We start from the raw sequence: 24,358 nt of genomic DNA on the forward strand, positions 1-24,358 counted from the left end.
TTGCCTGATTAACGGCGAAGGATGATTAATATTCCGCTCACAATCAGAATGAGGGGAACGATCAAACCAAGATTCACGGTGACAGCTAGGGCATTATAGATAAAAGATAAGTAAGCAATTATAGCAATACTACTTAATATTGCGATAGGAACTAGGAGCCCCCGTGGGCGTTCAGATGCAAGATAGAGCTGTAGAAGGCCAAAGGCTACAGCTAAGAGGTAAATTGGCCATGTATATTCGGAAAAACGCCAATGGGTTAACATTTCAAACTCAAAGAGAAAACCAATAACGAGCAAGATTCCCCCGGGAACCAGTATTCCGGGGGCCTTCTTTCCGGTGAGATAGGTTCCTTCAAAAAATAAACCCAAGAGAATCAGCAAGAGCGGCCAATGAGTGGCAATCATTTCGAATCGAAATCCGAGGAGATTAGCGCTCAACAGGATACCACCCAGCCCGATAAGGAGAATTCCCAAAAACGACTTGTTTCTTTCCATAAAACCTTCCTCCTTGCACTCCTATGTATCAGCCATAATATATATTAGCTTTGGGTTCATTTAAAAGGTTGCTCGAATAAATAGGACAACAAAAATTTAAAATGGGTGAAACCTTTTAACACCATGTGCGTATTAGGAATGAAAGATATTGATAACTTAAAAAAGTTTTCTTAATATCATTATACTAAGAAGATTGGTTTTCACAAAGCATAGATAGTGAATTGTGAAGATAGACAGGGAGGAAATCGGCATGACAAATCGTTTGTATCGGTCCTCAAGGGAAAAGATGATAGGTGGCGTGTGTGGAGGGTTAGCCGACTATTTCGAAGTGGATGTAACTTTGGTGCGGGTAGTCGCTCTGATTACATTATTTATGGGAGGGGCAGGTGTTCTACTTTATCTTGCAGCGTTATTTATAATACCGAGTGATCGGCGCGAACGCCCCGTTTCTTACGGTGGACAAGGTGATCATGTTCAAGATATCATGGATGAGGTCGTACAAAATGTTAAGAATACAGCAAGAGATTTTGGCGTCGACTCCCATACAAGTTCTTCGTACACTACAAGTAAGAATTACTCGCAACGCGGCAGAACAGCAGGAATCATCCTAGTTGCTCTTGGTGTGCTTTTTTTGCTGAATCAATGGTTTCCGATTTGGGACACCTTATCCTTTATCATAAGTAAAATGTGGCCCCTAGTTTTAATTGTACTCGGAGCCATGTTGATCTGGAAAAGATCCTAAAAACCGATTCGTTTCAATACAAGTCCACCCAATTTTTTAGCTAACGGTAGGCCGACCCTTTTAGCCAAGGGAAAGCCTACTTTTTTTATTAGGGGAAGAGTTACTTTATTGGCAAGGGCTGGACCTAATCGTTCGGCGAGCTGAGGTGCGACGTTTCTAGCTAAAGGCGTCCCAAATTCTCGGGCAAGGATAGGACCGTAATTATTAAGAAGATTCAAGCCTTGGTTTTGAAGAAGAGTTTTTAGAGATGGATTGATATTTTCAGAAGCATTTACAGATGATTTTTCTGAAGAATTGTGAGAAGAGTTCGTTTTTGTAATCGGATTTACGATGGTAGGAGTGTTTGGATTGACAGTTGATTGAGGGACGCTTTGCAATGCTTTTTCCGTATTGGAGAGAGGTGCACTTCTAGGATTCGAGGGTAAGGGATAAGAACCTAGTGGTGATTGTTTATATATATTATTTTGAAAGAATCGTGAGTTGGCATGAGGGGTGCCCAAGGAATTATCTTGTGTTTTTGGTGGCGAGAAAAGGTGCATATTGCTTCCTCCTTTATGGAAAACACCATTAGTTGGTTTACCGATATCTTAATTCACAATATTCGAGTGTATTTACAAAAGTTACCAATTATCTCGGCGTTCATTCTATATATTTGTAGTTTTTATTTCGAGATATATCTCACAATCGTTTCCAAAAATATATCAATGACTTTATAGATGTATTTGATATATCATTGGTATTGCGGACATGAAATCATCGAGTATATCAATAGTGTATATCATGATTTGCAAATCTATATACACTTTATACTTTGTGATTTGCATGTAGCACGCAATCATAAATGTATTAAAACAACTATAGGGGGAAATCACTCGAATGAAAAAGACAAGAGCTCGTGTTTTATCCAGTGTAATTGTTGCAACCATGGTATTAGGCACTGCATTTCCGGCAGCTGTTTTAGCCGACACTCAGGTTCCCGCCGGTGAAACTAAGAGTTCCGTTGATCGTTTATATGGTGACAATCGTTTTGAGACAGCAGCAAAAGTTGCGACTGAGGGATGGGAAACTACTAAAGTTGCAATCCTAGCTTCCGGTAAAAAAGAAAACTTAGTGGATGCATTAACTGCAGCACCTTTTGCTAATTCTGTGGATGCGCCCATTCTATTGACTGATGGTGCCATCATTCCTAAAGCAACCATCGAAGCACTTAAAACCTTAAAGGTTGAAGAAGTTTACACTGTAAGTGGTGTTATAAAAAAGGATGCTCTAGAGAAGGCTTTCAAGGATAATGACTTGAAAATTGTCGTCAAAGAGGAATTGGGCGGTAAAGATCGCTTCGCAACGGCGAAAAATATTGCAGAACAGCTCGTAGGCGTACAAGGAGTTATGGTCACCACTGCATTTAAAAATGCTGATGCTCTTTCTGTAGCTTCTATAGCAGCTGCAAAGAATATGCCGATTCTGTTAGCCCATCCAAATCAAGGTTTGGAAGCACAGGCAGAATATTTGGATAGCATCAAAGATCAAGTGAAGGAAACCTACGTCCTCGGTGGAGAAACCTTGGTTAGTAAAAAAGTTTATGAGGAATTGCCAGGAAAAGATGGTGAAAGTAAGATTCGTATTTTCGGGGATGATCGTTTCGATACGAACCTGAAAGTTTTAAAGACCTTTTCTGACCTGAAATACGATAAGGTTTATGTTGGCAATGGTTTTGATAACCATCTTGTGGATGCACTGGTTGTATCTGCGCTTGCAGCAAAAACCAATTCTCCGATTGTTTTAACTGATAATAAGCTCAGCAAAAAAGTAGAAGACTTTCTGCTTCCGAAATTAGGAAATAAAAGCATTGTAGCCATCGGTGGATCGACTGTTGTCACAGATAAAGCTCTCACCTTGAATCATGTTCGTCCCCAAGATTTTGGTGTTATGCAATTTTCTGGCGTGAATGGTTACAATGTTGGTTTCCAAATTGTTGATGGAACTGCTAGAGATTTAAAGAGTGTTGAGGTCACCCTTTATAAAGGGGATAACGTCCTTGCTAAAAACACCAGTTTAGATAAACTCTTTAACTCTTACCCTGATGCCACACAGCTTTCTACTCCCTTTAATATTGACGGAAACTTCACTGCCGATGGATTCTGGACCTATGGAAAGTATAATGGGACAGTTCTTGATGTTCCCACTAAGGTTGTTATCAAAGTGACCTATGCGGATGATCGTGTTTTCGAAGTAGTGAATACCAATCTTACTGGAAATCCGGAAGATCTGAACAAAGAAGCTCTCAACCATGTTAAGGCTGAAGATTTCGGTGTAATGCAAAGCTCTGGGGTTAACGGCTACAGTGTAGGGTTCACCTTAGTAGACAAACTCCCTGTAGACTTAAAGAGCATTGAAGTGAGTTTGATTAAAGTAGAAACCATCAAAGATGAAAAAACTGAAGAAGAGCAAGTTACTGAGACAGTTTTAGCTACAAACACGGCTACTCGTGCTAATAACGCGAAACTTTTCGAGTTAACTGGTAAACAACTTTCTTCTCCTTTCAACATCAATGGATCCTTTGGGGCTGATGGTTATTGGACTTATGGTGAGTTCAAGGGAACCGTCGAGGATGTCCCCACCAAAGCTGTGATCACTATCGGGTACCAAGACGGGCGCAAGTTTACGGTTCAAAACACCGAGTTAACTGGTGATGCGAAGCTTCTCGCTGCTCCTACCATCACTTCTGGATTAGCTAATGCGTTAACTGCTGGTGAAACGGCTGAATTCGATGTGACCACTGCTCCTAATAGCTTTGTGTCTGACCCAGCAGCAGCTAATACCAAGGTTCTTGTCAAGGTGACCTTAACTGAAGGGGACAAAGAAAATGTTGTTCTTCAATACCTTGAAAATGACGGAATCTATAAAGCTCTTCCTTTAGATGAAAAAAGCAGTGCTCTTTATGGTCCTGCAACAGGATTCCCCTTCATCAATGGTGCAAGTCAATTCAAAGTCGCTTTTAATGAAGCTGGCACCTATAAGTATACTTTAGAAGTCATAACCGTTGTCGCAGATGGCCAAGAAAGTGAAGTGCTTGCTTCCACAAATGGTGAAGTAGTCGTCACTGCAGCGCCAGAAAACAACGAGTAAGACTAAATAGAGAAGGACTATAATACAGCTTAAATAGAATCAAGCTGTGAAATCAAAAAGGAGGGCAGCCCCTCCTTTTTGATTATCTTATTTCTGTACCGCACAGGTGACCTTAGGTATCTTTAACGAGCTGCCAAAGTAGTGCCTCCCCAGTGATTTGATGCTGGGGTGCCTGCATAGCCGATCTCAAGGTTTTTTGCCAGCTCGGAATCCAGACAGACAAGATCATCCCTACCGAGTTCCTGAATACTCTTTTTCCCCATGGCTTGTAGGGCCATTTTCATTTCTTCTTGGCAGGACATCAGGAAGTTGGCGAGATGCTGGCTTCCTTCCTCAATATCGAGTTCATCTGTCAGTGCTCCGTTATACAAAGCGAGTTGATGAGCGGGGTGTTGAGGTAAGGCTTTAGTGATCTGTTTTTGTAGAGTGGCAATGATGGCAATAGAACCTATGTATACAGCATCTGCGCCTAAAGCTAAAGCTTTTAGCATTTCACCCGGTGTCCTGAAGCCACCGGCAGCGATTACAGTGAATTTATCGCGAAGGTTTTGTTCTCTGAGCCAATGAATGGTTCTGCCCAAACCGAAGAGGGTAGGTAGTCCCATATCGTCTTCCAAAGTGGGAGCGGCGGCGGCTGTTCCGCCTTCTTGGCCATCGATGCAAATGAAGTCTGCCTCTGTCTTGGCGATGATTTCGAGTTCTCGTTCCATGAAGTGAGTAGCCGCTATTTTAATTCCAACTGGAACGGTATAGTCTTGTTTCAGCTTTTTAATAAGTTTAACAACGTCCTCCGATGAATTGACATCAGGTAAGCGAGAGCGTTTTCCAGTGCTTCCGCCCTCATCAACTTTCCATAGTACCCTCAAGTGTTCATCCATCTCATCTTCTTTCACAGAAGAAGCAACGGCTCCTCCCCATGCCCCTTGACCAAGTTGAACCTCGATTGCATCCACTAGCTCAAGCTGCTCTGGGGTATTGAGCCAGCCACCACGATTATACTGACCGATTAAGTAATCAGCAGCTTCTCGTTCCTCTTCAGAAACAGCGGATTCACCAGTATTGGTGGCTGTTCCGGCTATGGAAGCTCCTTTGGCAAGGGCGATTTTCATCGGCATATTCAGGGATCCTCCATAGGACATGCCCGTGATTAAAATGGGAGTATCCAACTTGAGGGGATTTTTGGCATGGGGACCAATGACCACTTTAGTTTCGATGGTGGTCTCGTCTGGGGTAGGAAGTTGAAAGAGCTGCCTAGGGTTGAGCAAGAGTTGTTCCCAAGGGGATAAGCGTAAGGGGCTTCCCATAGGTCTTGAGAGAGCTTTGCCAGTCTCAGCTCGAATGCCAGCCTCGATCACAGCCCGTAAACTCAGTTTTTCAAAGGTTGTGGTCATGACCATAGGATTATTAGGGTAGGATTCGGTGAGCATATTTTCTAGCATAGCATCAGTTAAAGGATTCATAAGGCGAAGCATTAATTCATTAAGCATATTTTTACACCTTCTTCTACAAAGTTAGTTTAGTATGTGCATCTTGAGAATTTTTATTGGCAAAAAAATAGCCACGACCTAAGTCGCGGCTAATTAAAGGGATATCTTACATATGGAGCATATAGAGTTCAATTTTAGTTCAAAAACGAGGTATATTATTGTTGCAATGGGAAGACATTAGTCTACCAAAGCAATAGCCTCGATTTCGATAATAGCATCCTTGGGGAGTCGTGCAACTTGAACGGCAGAGCGTGCCGGTGGATTCGCTGTAAAGAAGGTGCCGTAGACTTCGTTCATAGCCGCAAAATCATTTATATCTCTTAGGAAAACAGTAACTTTAACAACTTTATCCATGGAGGTTCCAGAGCTTTCTAAGATGTTCTTAATATTTTCCAAAGACTGTTGAGTTGCTTTACGTATGTCGCTTTCTAATTCACCGATGGCGGGATTCAGAGGTAATTGACCTGAAGTAAAAACAAAATTTCCTGCTTTGATTCCTTGAGAATAGGGTCCGATGGCTGCAGGGGCCTTCTCAGTGTGTAAAACCTTAATGGACATAATAGAACCTCCAATTCGAAATGTTTTAGGGTAGCTTTGTATCGCTTTAGCATGTTGGTGTTGATAATGATTCTATTATAGCACCAACCGAAGGCAGACATCCATAAACAAGGCTATACTTATTGAAGCAATTAAATTTCGTAATATCCGGACGCCCTGGGGCGCAGTGATAGGAGTCACCGCGCCCCAGGGCGTTTATCGATTAACTAAGCTTTTGTGATGGTGTTACTATTCTATTGGTGCTAGTGATGCTTGGAAGTGACGGAGAATGGGGGGTTCCCAAGTGATTTTATAGCCACGTTTAATAGTGTGAGCTCTTTGCTTAATTTCGATCAAAGCATCGGCCATAATATCAAGATGCGCTTGGGTGTAAACGCGGCGTGGGATGGCAAGACGACTGAATTCAAAATCGGCCTTTAATTGCTCTCCGGTATCCGGATCATTACCTAGCATATAGGAACCAATATCACAAGTCCGAATGCCAGCTTCTTTATAAAGCTCGATGCAAAGAACTTGAGCAGGGAACTCATAGTAAGGAATATGGGGGAACATAGCTGCAGCATCTACGAACACGCCATGACCGCCAACGGGAGACTGATAGGCAATACCTGCATCATCTAAGCGAGCTGCCAAGTATTCCATTTGACCAATCCGGTAACGGAGATAATTCTCATCGATTCCTTCGTAGAGACCGATAGCTAAGGCTTCCATATCACGTCCGGAAAGACCACCATAGGTGAAGAAACCTTCAAAGCTAATGCAATTTGCCTTAATTTTTAAGATTAGTGGAGATTCCGCATCTTTGACACCAATCAGACCGCCCATATTGACGATAGTATCTTTCTTAGCTGACATGGTAAAGATGTCGGCATAGCTGAACATTTCACGAACGATATCTTTGATGGATACATCCTTATACTCTGGCTCATCCCGTTTAATGAAGTGAGCGTTCTCAGCATAGCGTGCTGCGTCGATGCACATCAGAATACCGTATTTTTTAGCAACAGCAGCTGCTTCACGAATGTTTTTCATGGAGACGGGTTGTCCGCCAGCAGAGTTGTTGGTGATGGTCATGACAACCAAGCCAATGTTTTCTGGGCCCTTTTCTTTGATGACTTCTTCCATCTTAGCAATGTCCATATTGCCTTTGAAGGAAGCGCGTTTTGAGGGATCTTTGGCTTCCTCTACGACGCAGTCAATGGGTCTAGCGCCAGATAAAATGACATGGGCGCGGGTGGTATCAAAGAACATGTTAGAGATTGCAAATTTACCTTCGCTGAGCAGCAAGGGAAAAACGACCTTCTCTGCTGCACGACCTTGGTGAACAGGTTGAATATAACCATAGCCAAAGATGTCTTTACCAGCGTCCATGAGCTTAAAGTAGCTGGAAGCTCCTGCATAGGCCTCATCGCCTCTCATCACACCGGCCCACTGCTCTTGGCTCATCGCATTAGTTCCGGAATCTGTCAGTAAATCGATGTAGCAATCTTCTCCCCGTAGGTTGAAAAGGTTGTAATTGGCCTTAGCGATTTTTTCCTCTCTTTCCTCTTGAGTAAGCATCCGTAAGGGTTCTACTACCTTAATTCGAAACGGTTCAGGTACATACTTAATTGCCATAACAAATACCTCCATTTATTTTTTATTTATACCCCGGTTATCAAAATGATGAGCGGACGGTATTTGGCAGATGTGACAGGGTTCTAACTTAGTGTTGTGCAAAATTCGTGCCAAAGTCCAAGGCTTTACTTGCCTTCTCTGGATTTTTTAATTTTGAAGCCAATCCAGAGGATGAGTAACCAGGCGGGTAGTACATAAACCGCCATTTTCATGCTTTCAGTAAAAGCCATAAGCACTACGATCATAACCAGGAAGGCTGCACAGAAATAGTTGGAAAAAGGGTGTAAGGGAGTTTTAAATTCAATATTATTTTCTTCGCCTTGAGCGATTTTTGCTTGGCGGAATTTCAGGTTGACGATAATAATCGTCATCCAAGTAATAACTGCGGCAATAATCGCCACCGCAATGAGATACATAAAGATTTGTCCGGGAAATAGAAAGTTGAGGATAACAGCGAGTAAGGTAATTCCGGAAGAGACAAATACACCTGTTACCGGAACCCCACGTTTGTTTAGTTTGCTGAAGACTTTCGGAGCATTTCCTTGTAAAGAGAGACTGTAGAGCATACGTGCGTTACTATAGACTCCACTGTTGTATACGGAGAGAGCAGCGGTTAGCACAACGATATTGAGAAGGGTCGCTGCGGCAGGGATGCCGATTTTTGAAAAGATCATGACAAAGGGGCTTCCTTCTGAACCCACTTGGTTCCAAGGATAGAGAATCATCAGAACGGAGAGGGCTCCCACATAGAAGATAAGAATTCTCCAGATTACTTGGTTGATAGCTTTGGGAATGGATTTTTTGGGATTGTCGGCTTCGCCGGCCGTGATGCCGATGAGCTCAATTCCACCAAAGCTAAACATAACTGGAACCAAAGAGAAAAGAAGTCCCGTCATTCCATTGGGAAGAAAACCGCCATGAGCCCAAAGATTGCTGAATCCCGTAGCTTCACCGCCGATTCCAGCGAAGATGATGTATAAGCCGAAAACAATCATGCCTATAATGGCAACTACTTTAACGATAGCAAACCAGAATTCAAATTCGCCAAAGGCACCGACACTAATAAGGTTAAGCAGAGTAATGAGGACCAAGCATACTAGAGCAGTCATCCAGTGCGGAATATCAGGGAACCAGAAGTTAATATAGATCCCCACAGCAGTCAATTCCGCCATGCTTACGACAATGTAATTGAACCAGTAATTCCAACCGGAGAGGAATCCAGGAAATTCGCCCCAATACTTATTGGCAAAGTGACTGAAAGACCCGGAAACAGGTTCATCGACAGACATTTCCCCCAACATTCTCATAATAAGAAAAATGGCGAAACCACCGATGAGATAGGAAAATGTGATAGCTGGTCCAGCAAGCTCAATTGTTGCAGCAGATCCATAAAAAAGACCGGTGCCAATTGCTCCTCCTAGAGCGATCATTTGGATATGCCGGTTTTTTAGACCACGATGCATACCGTTTTCTTTTGTGCTCATATACTTTCCCCTTTCAAAAATGTATTAAAAGTACTATTCCATAACAAATGCAATTTGTATGCCAAGAGAAATTGCAAAGCTGACGAATTTATTTGTTATATTTTGTTTTTAAAGAGATGGTTTTATGCAAGTTTATAAGGACAGGTATTGCAAAATGATCGCACTCATAAAAAAGGTGATAAGAAAAATTGTCAACTTTTCTTATCACCTGATAAATAAACTTATCAATCCTGTAGTGCTTAGGGTTGTTTTTCAGATCCTTCAAGATTTTTAATTCCGTAGGAGTTAATCTTATTTAAAATCGTGGTATTGGAAACACCTAAAACTTTACCAGCTTGACGAGAGGAACGATGTGTTGCAAGGACCTTAAGCAAGACTTGGCGTTCGACTTGGGCAACAATCTCTTTAAGAGGAGACAAAGGATTCGACATGGGGATGATGATATGATCGGGTGTGTTTTCGGAGGTCTTCTGTTGTCGATCACCTAATGTACTATCCACCCATTCGTAAAAGGAACTGGGCTGGATCTCTAAATTGATATTTAAGTTGATGATTCTCTCTAATAAATTTTCAAGTTGTCGAACATTACCGGGCCATTTTTGGGCCGTGAGTAAGTCGAGACTGTCTTTAGTGAGGTACATTTCAGTTTTGCCCAGTTTTTTGACAATTTTTCGAGTTAAGGCTTGAGCAATCAAAGGGATATCTTCAGGTCTCTCTCGTAAGGAGGGGATTTGAAGAGGGATCACATTAAGTCGATAATAGAGATCTTCTCTAAACTGACCTTGTTTAATCATTTCTTCAAGGTTGCGGTGGGTTGCGGCAATAATTCGGACATCGACAGGGATTTCTTTCGATGCTCCGATGCGACGTATCGTTCCTTCTTGCAAAACCCTCAACAGGCGGACTTGAACAGGAGGAGAAATTTCTCCGATTTCATCAAGAAAAAGAGTGCCTCCATGGGCTTGCTCGAAAAATCCTTTCTTACCCCCTTTGGTTGCTCCTGTAAAAGAGCCCTCCTCATACCCGAAAAGTTCGCTCTCCAATAAAGTATCTGGTAAAGCAGCACAATTAATGGGAATGAAAGCAAGTCGAGAGCGTGGGCTTTCGGCGTGAATTGCTCTGGCAAACAACTCTTTACCCGTTCCGCTTTCACCTCGAAGCAGTATGGTAGATGTACCTCGGGCCACTGTTTTAGCAGTCTCGATCAGATCTTTCATGCGACTACTTTGGTAGATGATTTGATCAAAGGGTGAAGATTGAGATTTTCGTTCGACTTTGGAGAGAATTTCTTCCACCTGGCGAAAATCTTTAATGGTCATGACTCCGCCGATAATCTGCCCCTTACCATTTACAATAGGCACGCCACTGGTCAAGAAATGGATAACATGGTTATTTCTTTGAATTTCCCGCTCTTTTAGGCTATAGGGGATGCCGGTTTTAAGGGTATCAAAAATTGGAGGATTGGCATCAAATAAGAGCTCTGCATTTTGGCCGAGGGCTTTCTCACGAGTTGTATGAAAGATCTGAGCAGCAACATCGTTGATATGGGTGATTTGATGCTTGATATTGATGGCGACGATTCCTTCGCTAACAAGGTTAAGAATAGTATTGAGTTCAAGCGCTCTCTCTTCATAAGGCATGTGCTCGGCTATCTTTACCGATACTACACCGGGGACGGTCAGAAGATCTTGGATCAGAACCTCAGATTCTTTCTGAGTGGAACAGCGAAACTTTATCATCATTTCTTGCCATTGGGTCACTTCCATCGTCACTTTATCCACGTTATTGGCTTCAAAGCGCTGAAAAATATCATAACCTAAACCCGGGCGATCGACAAATTCAATACGGACAATAAATTCTAGAGAGTTCATGAGGGCACCCCTTCAAATGATAAGTGTTGACTTAGGTTTATTATAGCTTTTAAGTAAAAGTTATATATATATTTTTGTAGCGATTAGTCAAAAAAGTATAAGCTAGCGGTTTAATGCTAGCTTATAGAGAAATTAAGGATTGTATTTTTTACTAAAGTCTAAATAACATCTTGGTATAAGAAGGCAACGGCCACATTTCATAGTCCACCAGAACTTCCAGATGGTCGACGACCTGGCGCAACTCGCTCATGGTCTTGAAGACCAAATCACGATATAAAATGCCTTGTCTATAGGCATCTCCATGAAGTTGTTTTGCCGCTGAGGTAGCATCTTGTAAGTCTTTGATTCTAAGACTAAGCTCTTTGAGTAATGGGGCGATTTCGTTGAGCAAATTCTTCTGTGCTGAAACATCTGCTTTAGGATCTGCAGTGCGAATCGTATTGATAGAGTTCGCTAGCTCAGTTGAGTACCGAACAACAGCGGGGAGGACCTGGCGTTTAGCCACATCAATCATGGTGAGGGCTTCAATATTAATAGTTTTTGAATATTGCTCGAGATAGATTTCGTAGCGAGAGTGAAGTTCTGTCTGACTGAAAACCCCATGCTTTTTGAAGAGATCAATGGCTTTATTACTGATTAATGCGGAAATAGCTTCCACAGTTGAAGTGAGATTGGGTAAGCCTCGTCTCTCGGCCTCCTTAACCCAAGCTTCGGAATAACCATTGCCATCAAAAATTACCCGGGAATGATTGATGGCGATCTCTTGTAAAATAGCTTGAAGCTCACTATGGAAGTCCTCAGATTTCTCTAAGCGATCTGCCATTTGCGAAAGCACTTCAGCGACAATGGTATTGATTATCACATTAGGACCAGCAATGGAAAGCGAAGAGGGTACCATGCGGAATTCAAATTTATTACCTGTAAAAGCAAAGGGAGAGGTCCGATTGCGGTCTGTAGAGTCCTTAGGCAAAGAAGGTAGAGTTGATACCCCGATGGCCATTTGACCTCCCTGCTTGGATGTATTGGGTTTGCCGATTTTTAGTTGTTCGATAATATCCGATAATTCATCACCGAGGAAGATGGAAATAATGGCCGGTGGTGCTTCATTGGCGCCCAGACGATGGTCATTGCCAGGGTTAGCTGCAGATGCCCTCAGAAGCTCAGCATAATCATCAACAGCTTTAATGACTGCGCAAATAAAGGTCAAGAACTGTGCGTTCTCATGAGGAGTTTTACCCGGTTCAAGTAAGTTAGCTCCCTCATCCGTACACAATGACCAGTTATTATGTTTTCCGGATCCGTTGACACCGGCAAAGGGTTTTTCGTGAAGGAGACAAGCCAAGCCATGACGGTTAGCCACTTTATGGAGTGTATCCATAATGATTTGGTTATGGTCTGTAGCAATGTTCGTGCTGGTGAATATAGGTGCGATTTCATATTGGCCGGGAGCCGCTTCTTTATGTTGGGTTTTAGCCAGGACCCCTAGTTTCCAGAGCTCGATATTTACTTCTTGCATAAAGGCGGTTACCCGCTCGTTGATAATTCCAAAATAATGGTCTTCCATCTCTTGCCCTTTGGGAGGTAGAACTCCGAAAAGGGTACGACCGGTAAGCATAAGATCAAGACGCTTTTGGTGGTATTTTTTTTCGATCAAAAAAAACTCCTGTTCAGCTCCAACTGTAGGAGTCACACGTTTAGAAGTAGTGTTGCCAAATAAGCGAAGGATACGAAGGGCTTGTTTCGAGATGGTTTCCATGGCGCGTAGGAGAGGAGTTTTTTTATCTAATGCTTCTCCGGTGTAGGAACAAAAGGCTGTAGGAACGCAAAGGATTACCTTTCCGGCATCTTCTCTTAAAAAGGCAGGAGAGGTACAATCCCAAGCGGTATACCCTCTCGCTTCAAACGTTGAGCGGATTCCACCGTTAGGAAACGATGACGCATCGGGCTCACCTTTGATTAACTCTTTGCCCGAAAACTCCATAATTACGCGTCCGTCGCTTGTCGGTGAGATAAAAGAATCGTGTTTCTCTGCTGTAAAGCCAGTCATGGGCTGGAACCAGTGAGTGTAATGGGTTGCTCCATTTTCAATAGCCCAGTCTTTCATAGCATTAGCGACAACTTCGGCAACCTCTAATTGTAGAGGTAGTCCTTCATCAATAGTTTTGTGGAGCGCCTTATAAGTGTTTTTAGGTAATCTTTCACGCATAACTCCATCATTAAATACATTTTTGCCGAAGATATCCATCGTTTATCCTCCCTTAATATGACTAACAAAAGGAAAAAAGCACCCATAGGATTCTCATAAGAAAATCTCTATCGAGTGCCTTAGATCTCGAATGCCTTATTGATAAACTATCATATATCATTGAAAAAAACAAGATATCTGTTAGCAATTAGTGAAAGGTTTTTAAGAATTAACCCGACGCAGCCAAGTCAGTTCATGATCCGGCAACCCTGCAGGTTGTTGGGGTAGTGGGGGGATATAGCCTTGGATTCTTTGAGTGTTCTCGTTGAACGAACCTATAATAACGGCTAAGGCATAATTTTGCATAAATCTATAGATATCGTAGAAACTAAATTAACAAAAGGAGGTATCTTTTTGTTGTCGGTGTCTAATAGAATAAGTTGTAAAAAATAGTTTGATAGTGAATTTAGGGAGGGAATATCGTGAATGTAGAAAATGATAATAAAAACGAGATGACAATAACTACGAAAACAGATATGCAAAGTGTGAGTAACAATATTGGACTAGAACTTAATGTAAAACCCAATCAATATGAAAAAGATGATTTGGTAAAAATGCCTTTCGGAATGGTTCCCTAAACTTTAGCTAATAAAAGGCCTTTATGGACTAAACTAGTTCGTTCATAACGGCCTTTTTGTCATGTTTTGATACATTCCAGTTAATCTGTATCAATAGTTCTTTAAAGTCTTCCTATCCATAGAAATCTCTTATGAAATCAGGAAGGAGTGTATGAATGGATCCATTAGTTCGCTCTTTAATGCTAGGCATGGAAAAATGGATCTTGGTAAATCATAGCATTGATTTTACTGGCAGGGAATTTCCTGATCACTCAACTTGGATTAAAGCATAAAGTGTTAACGGCACCGACATTAGCACGACAAGTCTGGTTTTCTCTAACCTAATTTATAAGTGTTGACTTTTGTGTATAGTTTTTTCCTCACAGAGGATAATAACTTTGTTTACTTATTAAGTAAAGGAGGGTGTCGTTATGTTTAAACATATCAAGGATATGGAATACACAGTGCATGTTGATCGCCCTGATCCCCGGTTTGCTAATCTATTACTAGAGCAATTTGGCGGACCTCACGGTGAACTAAAAGCCGCTATGCAGTATTTCACTCAAGCAGTTGGGTGCAATAATCCCCAGATTCGGGACATGCTGCAGGATATCGCTGCAGAAGAGCTGAGCCATTTTGAGATGGTTGGAGAATGTATCGCTATGCTTCTTGGGCCAACAGATAAGGTGCCAAGGGATTTCCCGGCTATCCACTTGGCTCTCTTAACAGGTGGACCTAGCTTGACGAATTCAATGGGAGCTCCTTGGAACGCATCTTATATCGAGACTACGGGGGATCTTTATGCAGATCTATGCTCCAACTCCGCTGGCGAGCTTCGTGCAAAGTTAATCTATGAACGCTTGTTGCAACAAACCGATGATGCAGGAGTTAAAGATATGGTTCGCTTCCTTCTCAGCCGAGAAGAATCACATAATTTCTCCTTTATGCAGGCAATCGAGACTCTTAAAGGCACTGGGGTCGATGCGAATTTCCGTGATTCCGAGTTCTCAAAAAAATATATGAATTTATCCACTGGCTTGGGAGATACTCGTGGACCTTGGAATCAGGGCAATGGAATTCAATATGAAGAGAATCCTAATGAGAAATTTGGTGGACCCGCTCAATATGGTAAAGATCGCAGTGCGGACAGCAAGGGAGAGGTTGGACCTGGCTACCAAGATAATACCAGAAATAACCCTCAATATACACAACCTAAACCAATAACGGCAAATGTGCCAGGGCAAGAAAAACAAATGCATTAACCTTAACATTAAGTTTCAAATATCATAAAAATACAGTAAAATGGATTCGCTTGACTGGAGGAATTGCAAATGGCTTGGCGAGAATCACGGCTTATGCAGGTTATTTGGACCGTACTAAGGGTTTATGTGGGATGGGAATGGTTTAGTCATGGTCTCGATAAAGTATTTGGAGCAAGTTCTACTGTTTGGGTTGGACCGCAAGCCGGCACGGCAGTGACAGGTTTTCTGAATGCTGCCTTAGCCAAGACGGGCGGCCAACATCCAGACGTCCAAGGCTGGTATGCTACTTTCATCGAAAATGTTGCTTTGCCGAATGCCACCTTTTTTGGTTATGTTGTAGCTTGGGGTGAATTGTTAGTTGGCTTAGGGCTTATTCTTGGCTTCCTTACTTCCCTTGCCCTCCTAGCCGCCATATTGATGAACTTAAGCTATCTATTAGCCGGAGCAGTCAGTACTAATCCAGTGATGCTTTTTTGGGAAGGAGTGCTTCTCTGGGCCGGTGCCGCTGCTTACTATTGGGGTGTAGATCGAGTCTTCCTTCCCCGCTGGAAGAAGTGGCGATTGGCAAAGGGATAGTAAAGCTGTTCGCGTACACGTCGATGTAATAGAAAAGATGCTCTCGAGAGGTTTAGGTATCACCTATTCTCAAGAGAGCATCTTTTAGATTTTCAATCTTTGTGTTTAAGCTGATGATTATGATCGTGTTTATGCTCGTGATCATGGTCGTGTTTATGCTCGTGATCATGGTCGTGTTTATGATCGTGATCATGGTCGTGTTTATGTTCGTGAGAGTGGTCATGTTTATGTTCGTGAGAGTGGCCATGTTTATGTTCGTGAGAGTGGTCATGTTTATGTTCGTGAGAGTGGTCATGTTTATGTTCGTGAGAGTGGTCATGTTTATGTTCGTGAGCATGGTCATGTGAATGACCGTGAGCATAGTCGTGTGAATGCTCGTGCTCATGGTCGAGACCTAAGAAGTGTGCTAATCGATGTTCCTTATCAGGAAGGGCATCCATCCACCCGTCATTGGCATCGGCTTTGCTATCCAGTGTTTTAATATACGGCTTGATATCTAAGAGGGGAGTGCCATTATAGACATCAATGCCTGAGATCAGAATCTCATGTCCTTCAATGTTTTTTAGTTCCACGACACTTAAGCCGATCGGATTCGGGCGGCGAGGTGTACGACTGGCAAAAACCCCAACTTCCAACTCTGGGGCAAAGGGTGGGTTGATTTTTAAGCTATGTTCTGAGACTTTGTCTAGATAGAAAAGAACTGTAATATAGCGAAAAGATGCAAGAGAATCTAGTCCGTCGGTATATTCGGGATCAAGGCTAATCCAAAACTCCCCAGGCGCATTTTGATGAGGTTGATTAGGTATCGGAAGAGAAGGCAGATAGGGGGTATGAATAGTACCAATAGCTTGGAATTCAATTTTCATATACATCAACCTTTCTCAAGCACAATGCGATGGTTGAGCAAATTCATATCCTTAATGACTGCACGAATAAACTTTTGCTTGCCATAGATGTCAACAATCTTTAGTCCTTCTTCATGGGGCTCGATAATATCCACGGCTTCCATAAACAGAACTTCTTCCGCACCATCTTTTAAATAGGCATTCGCTTCACACATATCGATTCCTCCTTAAAATTATTGTGAAAAGGCCATGGAGATACCGTTAAAACGGTAAGACCTCCATGGCCTTTACTTCCATTCATTTCATATATTCTTTATTCTTCATACAAATAAAATTTCCTTCTCGGGTTTACATGTTTCTCAGGGAAATCGGGAATTTTAATAGATGTATTTAACAAGCTATTAGGGAGGTGTTTATATGCCAATGATTCATTTCGACGGTCCCGAACTTTCCATGGATCAGAAGCGGAGCCTAATTCACGGTATATCTCAAGCTGCTTCTCAAGCAACCGGTTTGCCCATGGCTTCTTTTACAGTTGTTCTCGACGAACATAAGTATAGTAATTTCGGTATTGGTGGAGATGTTTTAGTGGAGAGTCCATACTGGGATAAATACAAAGAGATTAAAGATTAAGACGTGATCTAAAAAAGCCGGTAGGTAACTGCCGGCTTTTATTATTTTGCCTGAAGAGACTATTGAAAAAAGATGAATTTTGGTGGATGATTAGGGAAATAAGTGAAGATAAGAGAAGGTGAGAGTATGCAAAAGAAATTAGAAAGTATCCTGCAAAAAAGAGATTGGTCTGGGGGCAGTGAGACTCTAAGGGAGAAGAATTGCATTCGTAGCCTCATGAGCAGGATTTATGTGAAGGATGGCTTGATGTTTTGGCGGGCAGTGGAAGCCTTGGGTGTAGCCGCTGCTTTGGTGGAAGAGCAGAATAAAGGTTACGCAGCTGAGCTTATCAGGAGATATTTCTGGTCTTTAAATGATGAATCAGGCGGAACAGCTTGGAATGCTTCCGAGGCAATTGGTAGTATCATGGCCCATAACCCGAAAGAATGCGGGCATTTTAATTGGCAGTTAGCAAATCTCAGCGATGATGAGAGCTTGCAAGTGGGTACTCTCTGGGGATTATGTCATCTTGCGATTGTCCTTCCGCAAGCTGTGGACACAGTTTTTGAGAAAGTCTGCCCTTTTCTAACTGCAGATGCTGCCGAGTTAAGAGGCTTAGCGGTTTGGATTTTTTCTTTAATGGAGAATTATGCGCAGGCTGAGGAAAAGTGGGAGATATCCGAAGATCTAAAGAAAGAACTAGAGCAGGATCATTCGATTATCGAGATCTATATCGATGGTGAATTGCAATCATTTAAAGTTTCGGAGTTGTTGAAGAAGGAAGTCATTACTTTCTGCACTAAAGAATTCCAACAAGGAGACTTTAACTGGAGTATCTGTATTGCTAGCTCACAAAAAGGACTCTGCTGGTTGAGCATTGGTAACCCGGAGACGGAGGAAAATGAACTTAGGGCTTGGGTTAAAAAACAAGCGCCAGGGGCACTTGTCCTGCCGAGAATTCACCCCAATAGTGAAGTGATAACCCAATTGGCTGAGTACTTTGCCGGAAATCGTCAAGAATTTACTATCCCCATTGATTCCCGTGGGACAACCTTTCAACAAAAGGTCTGGGAAGAGCTAAGAAGAATCCCTTATGGGGAAACACGGAGTTATGGAGAAATTGCTCAAAATGTAGGTAATCCTAAAGGCCCGCGAGCTGTAGGCATGGCCAATAATAAGAATCCTATCGGCATTATAACCCCTTGTCATCGAGTGGTCGGAAAAAGCGGCGATTTGGTCGGCTATGCCAGTGGTCTTGATCATAAAGAACGTCTCCTCAGTTTGGAGGCTTCCCATCACCGAATATAGGGAGAATAGGGGAAGATAGTTAAATTTTACAAGAGTGGAGGGTGCAACTTTGAATGGGAAGGAAATGTTTCAAGGCTTAGCCCATATTGGCATTAAGACTGTGGATTTGAACCGGGCTGTGGCCTTCTACAAAGATGTCTTAGGATTTGATCTGATCGAGAGGATTAAACCGGGGAACGTTGAGCTTATTTTCATGAAATTTGGGGAGAATGTTATTGAGCTTATTGAAATTGATGATCAACGCAAATTCGAAGATGGTGCGGTCAATCACCTTGCCCTAAGGGTCGAGGATATCTTCCAGGCAGTGACTTGGTTGAAGGATCACCATGTGGAGTGTATCAACGAAGAACCTCGGGAAATGGGGGAAGGACGCTTTAACTTTTTCTTTCGAGGCCCCTCCGGAGAAAAACTCGAACTATATCAAGGTTAACTGGTAGTGGATCAAGGAATGTGGAGGCAATATAAGTTGAGTTACCGAAGTGAGGGAAAAACGAGCTTTAATTGGCAAAATGGAGTTAAACGTTATTACACATTAAATCAGCATTTGCGAGATCATTTTGGAGATAAGGTCTTTAAGGTATCTCTGGATGCGGGATTCACCTGCCCAAACCGTGATGGTCGAGTAGGGCAAGGAGGCTGCATTTACTGCAGTGCGCGGGGATCTGGGGATTTTGCCGGGCAAGTGGAGCTGTCTATCCATGATCAGTTCCGTGCGGTCAAAGAAGTTATGAGTCGAAAATGGTCTCAAGCCAAATATCTGGCTTATTTTCAAGCATATACAAATACCTATGCCCCTATTGAACGCCTGCGAGCAGTCTATGAGCAAGCTTTGCAGGAAGAGGGGGTAGTGGGACTGTCCATTGCTACCCGCCCGGATTGCTTGCCGGAAGAGGTTTTGGATTATTTAGCAGAGTTGAACGATAGGACCTATCTATGGGTGGAGTTAGGACTACAGAGCATTCATGACCGCACCATGGCATGGGTTGGCCGGGGGCACACCTATGAGGATTTTCTGCGGGGGCTAGAAAAATTGCGCCAAAGAAATATTCGAGTTTGTGCTCATTTGATTTACGGGCTACCGGGAGAAACTCTAGAGGATATGATTGATTCTGCCCAAGCCATCGCCAAGCTTGATCTGCAAGGAATCAAGCTACACCTCCTCCATGTTCTGCGAGGAACACCACTGGCTAAAATATATGAAGACAGTCCGTTTCCTCTACTCACTCAGGAAGAATATATTAAGCTGATTTGTAACACCCTAGAAATTCTTCCCGCCCAGATGGTTATACATCGTTTAACAGGAGACGCTCCGCGGCAGGATCTTATCGCCCCTCTTTGGAGTCTCAAGAAGTGGGAGATTCTTAATGGTATTGATCAGGAGTTAGAAAAACGGGAAACTTGGCAAGGGAAGAAGGCTATAGCGAAACAAAACGACTAACCTGATGATCTCCTTATAGGAGCGCAGTTTAGTCGTTCAATACATTCCTTCTTTAAGGTATACTAATGATTAGGGTAATGAACAATTTTTCCTTCCCAGGTTCTCAGAATAGCTTCATGCTCATTAAGGGAAACAAGGTATTGAGGTAGAATCGGGGTTTTCCCGCCCCCACCCGGGGCGTTAATGATATAAGTCGGAATCGCCATACCTGAGGTATAGCCTCGCAAGTGATCCATAATCTCTAAACCGTCTTGAATACGGGGAATAAAATGACTCGTCCCTTTGACATTTTTGGCATGGAAAATATAATAGGGCCGTATCCGTATTTTAAGAAGTTCTTGATTGAGGCGTTTCATAGTATCTGGATGGTCATTAATCCCTTTGAGGAGAACAGCTTGATTACCTAAGACGACACCAGCCTTAATTAATCGGTCAACAGCCTTTTTAGTTTCTTCGGTCACTTCTTTGGGATGATTGAACTGAGTATTGATATAAAGGGGTGGATATTTTTCAAGAATCTTGCATAGGTCTTCGGTAATTCGCATGGGAAGAGTTACGGGGACCCGAGTGCCAATACGTTTTATTTCTACATGGGGAATCCCATGCAATTCTCTTAGAAGCCAATCCAACATTTGGTCGCTAAGGAGGAGAGCGTCACCCCCTGTTATCAAAACATCGCGAATTTCCGGATTGGAGCGTACATAGTCTAAGGCCGCCTCAAGATTAGCGCGTGTTTCGTGGAGATCTGTTTCCCCGATATTCCGGCGGCGTTGGCAGTGCCGGCAGTACATGGCGCAAAGATTAGTAACATTGATAATTAATCGATCAGGATAACGTCGGGTGATACAGGGTGCCGGCGAAGTGAATTCTTCACCCATGGGATCTTCTTCCCCAGAAAGATCACGTATTTCTTGGATAGAAGGGAGACTCTGCATTCGGATAGGATCAAGGGGATCATCCTTATCGATTAGACTCAAATAGTAGGGAGAAACTGCCCATCGATAGGCTTTGCCGACTTCACTAATCTCATGAATGTGTTTTATCGTCTGTGGCAACAAAGTACTTAGAGTTTCTGGACTTTGAATACGGTTCTTGAGCTGCCAACGCCAATCCTGCCAATGATCAAGGTTGGCATCGAACTGCTCTAGAATAAAATCCCGATTCTTATTGTACTCCTCACTTAAAACAAGACCGCTGGGAATTGTTTCTTTGCATTTAAAGTAAGGCTGAGCCTTTTGCTTTAATTCCAAGGCCCTAGCCAGTGAAGCCTCTTTAGGGTTAGGGGGTAAGAATTCCACTGCCATAACGTTTACCTCCTCTATTCGTACTTGAGAGCCACCGAGTTTCTTTGAGACAAATAAAAAAGAACCGATACGGTTCCCAAAGCAAAGTGTTTATACATAAGCAGGTGCTTTCACCCTTTCATGTGTCTCAGTGCTGACGAGGTTAGCTGACGGATTCGAGCTGAAACATGCTCTACGCTATGAAGCGATTCACCCCACTATTGGTTCCCCCGTTTTCCCTTTGGGAAATTAAGCCTTATGAAGTTGCTTAACTAACAACTTAATAGTAACATATAGGTTGGTTGCAGTCAATTACCGATTTATTACATCTGATTTTTTTACATTGCTCACGACTGGAATTGTGATTTATCTGCTTAGAAAGGTCTCAAAGAGATGGTTGATATGCAAATAAGCTATTATGTATTAAAAAATCCAAGTTTAGTATAGTAATCATTGTTGCTAAGATATGAAATCAAGGAGAGGAATCATATGGATCATCAAGCACGTTATCAAGAAATCGCAATAGATATTGCTCACTCCATCGTTTTGGGAGAATATCGGGAAGGTGAAAAGATTCATGGACGCTCAACCTTAGCCGGACGTTATAATGTGTCTCCGGAGACGATTCGGCGATCCATCGCCATACTTCAAACTATGGGAGTCGTGATGGTGAGTCAAGGAGTGGGGATTACAGTGGTCTCTAAAAGTATGGCGGAGAAATTCATGCGTGGTTTTGACCAAAAGGCAGAAGTACAAGTTTACTTTGATGAGATGAAGAAATTGATGGAGCAGAGACGGGAGATCGATGCAAAAATCGATGCGAACCTAACGAAAATCATCAATTACACGGATCGCCTGGCTAGCCGTTGGATGGATGTGGCCGAAATTGAAATCGTCCAAAGATCAAGTGCTAAAGGGAAAACCCTCAGCGAGTTGAAGTTGCGCGAGAGAACCGGACTGACTGTGGTTGCCGTAGTGAGAAGTGGCATCGAACAGTTCTCACCGGGTGCAGAGTTTGTCCTAGCTGAGGGAGATATACTCCTTGTCGTAGGCTCTGAACAAGGTAAGGAAAAACTCCAGGAAATCCTCGGTGAAGATACAGGAAGTGGATTGGCATCTGTCGAATAGTCTAATAATTCGAGATGAAGATGAGGGATGATGGATGGTCTTTCAAACCTGTGTTGTTTTAGGTGCTGAATTGACACTTGTCCTAGTGACGGGTGAGATGAAACTCCTTATTCCTTTCTTAATAGGTAATACTTTTTTTCTTCTCTACCACCTAAATGTCCAATATAAGATGACGGCTAGCAAAGCTACGGAACGCAATGCGGAGCTGAGTTTCAAGATTGCCAATGAGACCCTGCCTTATTTGCGCAGAGGATTAAATGTCCAAAATGCCGAATCGATTGCCAAGATTATTCAGGAGATTGGTCAGGTTGCTGCTGTTTCCATCACAGATTGTGAAAAACAGCTGGCATATTTAGGCGCTGGTTGTGATCAACATCATCCGGGAGATCGTATACTTACTCGGGCGACCCTTGATGTGATCAGAACTGGATCCTATAAAATTGTTCGAACCCAGAAAGAATTAAATTGCCCTCGACAAAACATCTGTGACTGTCCTTTGGCGGCAGCTGTTATTGTTCCACTGCATTGCCAAGGTAAAGTTGTGGGGACCATGAAGCTGTATGAAACGAAGGATGGTCATATTTCACCGGACCTAATTCGCTTAGCCATAGGTATGGCACAGTTGTTAGGGATTCAAATCGAATTGGCAGAGTTGGACCATCAGGCCAAGTTAGCTGCTGAGGCCCAGTTGAATGCCTTGCAAGCCCAGATCAATCCCCATTTCTTTTTTAATGTACTGAATACCATAATCGCTACCAGTCGCACTAGTCCCAATCGGTCACGGCGGTTGTTAATTCATCTAGCGGAGTTTTTTCGCAAGGCCCTCAAATCTCATGGAACCTTGATCACCTTACGGGAAGAGATGAGTTTTGTTAAGACCTATTTGATCTTAGAAAAGGCACGCTTTGGACGCAAGCTATATTTCAAGGGCGAGATTCCTGAGGAACTGATGGATGCGATGGTTCCTCGTTTAAGTATTCAACCACTCGTGGAAAATGCGGTCAAACACGGAATTGGTGAGAAGATCGGCAATGGTATTGTCTCAGTAAAGGTTGAACGCAGGGGGCAGGAACTCTATATTGACATAGCTGATGATGGGGTGGGGATTCAACCGGACCGCTTACAAGATGTTTTGAAACCCGGAGTGGGATCGGGTAATGGGGTCGGTATGGCCAACGTCCATGAACGTTTACTTGGTTATTATGGTGAAGAGTATGGATTGAATATTCAGAGCCAGCCTCATGAGGGAACAACGGTGACTATGCATTTACCACTCTCTTTTTTAGATGATGAAGATGAAACTGGAATAGTCAAGCACATAGGGATATAGTGCATAATTTAGGGGGTTCAATATGTTTCCAGGGGTAGATATTGTGGAAATTCAACGTTTTACCTCAGCATCTAAGCGGACGCCTAAACTGCAAGAGCGGTTGTTTACACATCGTGAAATTATGGAGTTGCAAGCTAAACCTATGGCAAGCTGGGCGGCTCATTTTGCTGGTAAAGAGGCAGTTTTAAAAACCTTAGGGACGGGATTAAGAGGTTTGTCTTGGCACGACATAGAAATCCTCAGCAACGATTTGGGAGAACCTGTGGTCTCGATGACGGAGAGGGCGGAGCAATTGGTTCGCGCACGGGGTGGGACTCAAATTCGGCTCAGTCTCTCACATGAAAAAGAGTATGCTATAGGAATGGCCATACTCTATTAAATGGGGAGTTAAGTCA

At 42.8% G+C, this 24,358-nt stretch carries 22 protein-coding genes, 1 pseudogene and 1 riboswitch; of the genes and pseudogenes, 12 read left to right on the top strand and 11 right to left on the bottom strand.

From position 1 onward, the window contains the following. Window positions 1–8: 8 nt before the first annotated feature. Window positions 9–494, bottom strand: a complete 486-nt coding sequence (locus AAC978_RS05420) for a LiaF transmembrane domain-containing protein (RefSeq protein WP_341547020.1) — start codon at window positions 492–494, stop codon at window positions 9–11. 250 nt (window positions 495–744) lie between these two features. Between AAC978_RS05420 and AAC978_RS05425 the strand changes: the two genes are divergently transcribed. Then, window positions 745–1,236: a PspC domain-containing protein gene (locus AAC978_RS05425; protein ID WP_341547021.1), complete on the top strand. Its 492-nt coding sequence runs from the start codon at window positions 745–747 to the stop codon at window positions 1,234–1,236. Here AAC978_RS05425 and AAC978_RS05430 read toward each other — a convergent pair. Then, a complete protein-coding gene (locus AAC978_RS05430) occupies window positions 1,233–1,775 on the bottom strand; it encodes a hypothetical protein (protein WP_341547022.1) in 543 nt (180 codons plus the stop codon). The two genes, AAC978_RS05425 and AAC978_RS05430, sit on opposite strands and share 4 nt — an antisense overlap. Window positions 1,776–2,112: 337 nt before the next feature. Here AAC978_RS05430 and AAC978_RS05435 point away from each other — a divergent pair, with 337 nt between their 5' ends. Next, the gene (locus AAC978_RS05435; RefSeq protein WP_341547023.1) at window positions 2,113–4,362 is read left to right on the top strand and encodes a cell wall-binding repeat-containing protein; all 2,250 of its coding nucleotides are present in this window, start codon (window positions 2,113–2,115) and stop codon (window positions 4,360–4,362) included. A gap of 122 nt (window positions 4,363–4,484) precedes the next feature. Here the strand turns inward: AAC978_RS05435 and AAC978_RS05440 are convergent, their stop codons facing one another. From AAC978_RS05440 to AAC978_RS05465, 6 genes are all read right to left on the bottom strand, one after another. Beyond that, a complete protein-coding gene (locus AAC978_RS05440; RefSeq protein WP_341547024.1) occupies window positions 4,485–5,849 on the bottom strand; it encodes an FMN-binding glutamate synthase family protein in 1,365 nt (454 codons plus the stop codon). 177 nt (window positions 5,850–6,026) lie between these two features. Continuing rightward, a complete protein-coding gene (locus AAC978_RS05445) occupies window positions 6,027–6,407 on the bottom strand; it encodes a RidA family protein (protein ID WP_341547025.1) in 381 nt (126 codons plus the stop codon). 228 nt (window positions 6,408–6,635) lie between these two features. Further along, window positions 6,636–8,024, bottom strand: a complete 1,389-nt coding sequence (locus AAC978_RS05450; protein ID WP_341547026.1) for a tryptophanase — start codon at window positions 8,022–8,024, stop codon at window positions 6,636–6,638. Window positions 8,025–8,149: 125 nt separating this feature from the next. Continuing rightward, window positions 8,150–9,508, bottom strand: a complete 1,359-nt coding sequence (locus AAC978_RS05455) for an amino acid permease (RefSeq protein ID WP_341547027.1) — start codon at window positions 9,506–9,508, stop codon at window positions 8,150–8,152. Window positions 9,509–9,747: 239 nt separating this feature from the next. Further along, the gene (locus AAC978_RS05460) at window positions 9,748–11,379 is read right to left on the bottom strand and encodes a sigma-54 interaction domain-containing protein (RefSeq protein WP_341547028.1); all 1,632 of its coding nucleotides are present in this window, start codon (window positions 11,377–11,379) and stop codon (window positions 9,748–9,750) included. A 151-nt stretch (window positions 11,380–11,530) separates the two neighbouring features. Continuing rightward, window positions 11,531–13,624, bottom strand: a complete 2,094-nt coding sequence (locus tag AAC978_RS05465) for a glutamine synthetase III family protein (protein ID WP_341547029.1) — start codon at window positions 13,622–13,624, stop codon at window positions 11,531–11,533. A 422-nt stretch (window positions 13,625–14,046) separates the two neighbouring features. Here AAC978_RS05465 and AAC978_RS05470 point away from each other — a divergent pair, with 422 nt between their 5' ends. The 3 genes from AAC978_RS05470 to AAC978_RS05480 all read left to right on the top strand — a co-directional run bounded on the left by AAC978_RS05470 (window position 14,047) and on the right by AAC978_RS05480 (window position 16,019). Further along, on the top strand, window positions 14,047–14,202 hold the full coding sequence (locus AAC978_RS05470) for a hypothetical protein (protein WP_341547030.1): 156 nt from the start codon (window positions 14,047–14,049) through the stop codon (window positions 14,200–14,202). A gap of 410 nt (window positions 14,203–14,612) precedes the next feature. After that, window positions 14,613–15,443, top strand: coding sequence for a manganese catalase family protein (locus tag AAC978_RS05475; protein WP_341547031.1), 831 nt, complete (start codon window positions 14,613–14,615; stop codon window positions 15,441–15,443). 69 nt (window positions 15,444–15,512) lie between these two features. Beyond that, window positions 15,513–16,019, top strand: a complete 507-nt coding sequence (locus AAC978_RS05480) for a DoxX family membrane protein (protein ID WP_341547032.1) — start codon at window positions 15,513–15,515, stop codon at window positions 16,017–16,019. 257 nt (window positions 16,020–16,276) lie between these two features. On the opposite strand, the pseudogene tsaA reads toward AAC978_RS05480, so the two are convergent. Beyond that, window positions 16,277–16,885 (bottom strand): annotated as a pseudogene (gene tsaA, locus AAC978_RS05485) (tRNA (N6-threonylcarbamoyladenosine(37)-N6)-methyltransferase TrmO); the annotation flags it as partial. Between the two features lie 5 nt (window positions 16,886–16,890). After that, window positions 16,891–17,079, bottom strand: coding sequence for a CooT family nickel-binding protein (locus AAC978_RS05490; RefSeq protein ID WP_341547033.1), 189 nt, complete (start codon window positions 17,077–17,079; stop codon window positions 16,891–16,893). 202 nt (window positions 17,080–17,281) lie between these two features. On the opposite strand from AAC978_RS05490, the gene AAC978_RS05495 reads away from it, so the two are divergent. From AAC978_RS05495 to AAC978_RS05510, 4 genes are all read left to right on the top strand, one after another. Next, entirely contained in the window at window positions 17,282–17,497 is a 216-nt protein-coding gene (locus tag AAC978_RS05495) for a tautomerase family protein (protein ID WP_341547034.1), read from the top strand. Between the two features lie 126 nt (window positions 17,498–17,623). Beyond that, on the top strand, window positions 17,624–18,784 hold the full coding sequence (locus AAC978_RS05500; protein ID WP_341547035.1) for a DVU0298 family protein: 1,161 nt from the start codon (window positions 17,624–17,626) through the stop codon (window positions 18,782–18,784). Window positions 18,785–18,833: 49 nt separating this feature from the next. After that, entirely contained in the window at window positions 18,834–19,214 is a 381-nt protein-coding gene (locus AAC978_RS05505) for a VOC family protein (RefSeq protein ID WP_341547036.1), read from the top strand. 18 nt (window positions 19,215–19,232) lie between these two features. Continuing rightward, complete coding sequence (locus AAC978_RS05510; RefSeq protein WP_341547202.1) at window positions 19,233–20,222, top strand: TIGR01212 family radical SAM protein; 990 nt, start codon at window positions 19,233–19,235, stop codon at window positions 20,220–20,222. A 62-nt stretch (window positions 20,223–20,284) separates the two neighbouring features. Here the strand turns inward: AAC978_RS05510 and eam are convergent, their stop codons facing one another. Further along, window positions 20,285–21,526: a glutamate 2,3-aminomutase gene (gene eam / locus AAC978_RS05515; protein WP_341547037.1), complete on the bottom strand. Its 1,242-nt coding sequence runs from the start codon at window positions 21,524–21,526 to the stop codon at window positions 20,285–20,287. 117 nt (window positions 21,527–21,643) lie between these two features. Further along, a riboswitch (cyclic di-AMP (ydaO/yuaA leader) is annotated at window positions 21,644–21,771 on the bottom strand. 223 nt (window positions 21,772–21,994) lie between these two features. On the opposite strand from eam, the gene AAC978_RS05520 reads away from it, so the two are divergent. The 3 genes from AAC978_RS05520 to acpS are packed head-to-tail and all read left to right on the top strand — an operon-like array spanning window position 21,995 to window position 24,342. Then, window positions 21,995–22,633, top strand: coding sequence for a TrkA C-terminal domain-containing protein (locus tag AAC978_RS05520; RefSeq protein ID WP_341547038.1), 639 nt, complete (start codon window positions 21,995–21,997; stop codon window positions 22,631–22,633). 34 nt (window positions 22,634–22,667) lie between these two features. Further along, window positions 22,668–23,963, top strand: coding sequence for a GAF domain-containing sensor histidine kinase (locus AAC978_RS05525; RefSeq protein ID WP_341547039.1), 1,296 nt, complete (start codon window positions 22,668–22,670; stop codon window positions 23,961–23,963). Window positions 23,964–23,985: 22 nt separating this feature from the next. Continuing rightward, window positions 23,986–24,342: a holo-ACP synthase gene (acpS, locus tag AAC978_RS05530; RefSeq protein WP_341547040.1), complete on the top strand. Its 357-nt coding sequence runs from the start codon at window positions 23,986–23,988 to the stop codon at window positions 24,340–24,342. The last annotated feature ends 16 nt before the right edge of the window (window positions 24,343–24,358 follow it).

Source organism: Desulfitobacterium sp. THU1, from assembly GCF_038181555.1.
In the GTDB taxonomy this organism is placed as follows: domain Bacteria; phylum Bacillota; class Desulfitobacteriia; order Desulfitobacteriales; family Desulfitobacteriaceae; genus Desulfitobacterium.

What these genes read in the sequence shown, in the direction of transcription:
- AAC978_RS05425 (WP_341547021.1), top strand. Translation starts at nt 745, where the DNA reads ATGACAAATCGTTTGTATCGGTCCTCAAGGGAAAAGATGATAGGTGGC.
- AAC978_RS05500 (WP_341547035.1), top strand. Translation starts at nt 17,624, where the DNA reads ATGCAAAAGAAATTAGAAAGTATCCTGCAAAAAAGAGATTGGTCTGGG.
- acpS (WP_341547040.1), top strand. Translation starts at nt 23,986, where the DNA reads ATGTTTCCAGGGGTAGATATTGTGGAAATTCAACGTTTTACCTCAGCA.
- AAC978_RS05450 (WP_341547026.1), bottom strand. Translation starts at nt 8,024, where the DNA reads ATGGCAATTAAGTATGTACCTGAACCGTTTCGAATTAAGGTAGTAGAA.
- AAC978_RS05420 (WP_341547020.1), bottom strand. Translation starts at nt 494, where the DNA reads ATGGAAAGAAACAAGTCGTTTTTGGGAATTCTCCTTATCGGGCTGGGT.
- AAC978_RS05455 (WP_341547027.1), bottom strand. Translation starts at nt 9,508, where the DNA reads ATGAGCACAAAAGAAAACGGTATGCATCGTGGTCTAAAAAACCGGCAT.
- AAC978_RS05490 (WP_341547033.1), bottom strand. Translation starts at nt 17,079, where the DNA reads ATGTGTGAAGCGAATGCCTATTTAAAAGATGGTGCGGAAGAAGTTCTG.
- AAC978_RS05460 (WP_341547028.1), bottom strand. Translation starts at nt 11,379, where the DNA reads ATGAACTCTCTAGAATTTATTGTCCGTATTGAATTTGTCGATCGCCCG.
- AAC978_RS05475 (WP_341547031.1), top strand. Translation starts at nt 14,613, where the DNA reads ATGTTTAAACATATCAAGGATATGGAATACACAGTGCATGTTGATCGC.
- AAC978_RS05465 (WP_341547029.1), bottom strand. Translation starts at nt 13,624, where the DNA reads ATGGATATCTTCGGCAAAAATGTATTTAATGATGGAGTTATGCGTGAA.
- AAC978_RS05440 (WP_341547024.1), bottom strand. Translation starts at nt 5,849, where the DNA reads ATGCTTAATGAATTAATGCTTCGCCTTATGAATCCTTTAACTGATGCT.
- eam (WP_341547037.1), bottom strand. Translation starts at nt 21,526, where the DNA reads ATGGCAGTGGAATTCTTACCCCCTAACCCTAAAGAGGCTTCACTGGCT.
- AAC978_RS05480 (WP_341547032.1), top strand. Translation starts at nt 15,513, where the DNA reads ATGGCTTGGCGAGAATCACGGCTTATGCAGGTTATTTGGACCGTACTA.
- AAC978_RS05520 (WP_341547038.1), top strand. Translation starts at nt 21,995, where the DNA reads ATGGATCATCAAGCACGTTATCAAGAAATCGCAATAGATATTGCTCAC.
- AAC978_RS05445 (WP_341547025.1), bottom strand. Translation starts at nt 6,407, where the DNA reads ATGTCCATTAAGGTTTTACACACTGAGAAGGCCCCTGCAGCCATCGGA.
- AAC978_RS05435 (WP_341547023.1), top strand. Translation starts at nt 2,113, where the DNA reads ATGAAAAAGACAAGAGCTCGTGTTTTATCCAGTGTAATTGTTGCAACC.
- AAC978_RS05430 (WP_341547022.1), bottom strand. Translation starts at nt 1,775, where the DNA reads ATGCACCTTTTCTCGCCACCAAAAACACAAGATAATTCCTTGGGCACC.
- AAC978_RS05495 (WP_341547034.1), top strand. Translation starts at nt 17,282, where the DNA reads ATGCCAATGATTCATTTCGACGGTCCCGAACTTTCCATGGATCAGAAG.
- AAC978_RS05525 (WP_341547039.1), top strand. Translation starts at nt 22,668, where the DNA reads ATGGTCTTTCAAACCTGTGTTGTTTTAGGTGCTGAATTGACACTTGTC.
- AAC978_RS05510 (WP_341547202.1), top strand. Translation starts at nt 19,233, where the DNA reads ATGTGGAGGCAATATAAGTTGAGTTACCGAAGTGAGGGAAAAACGAGC.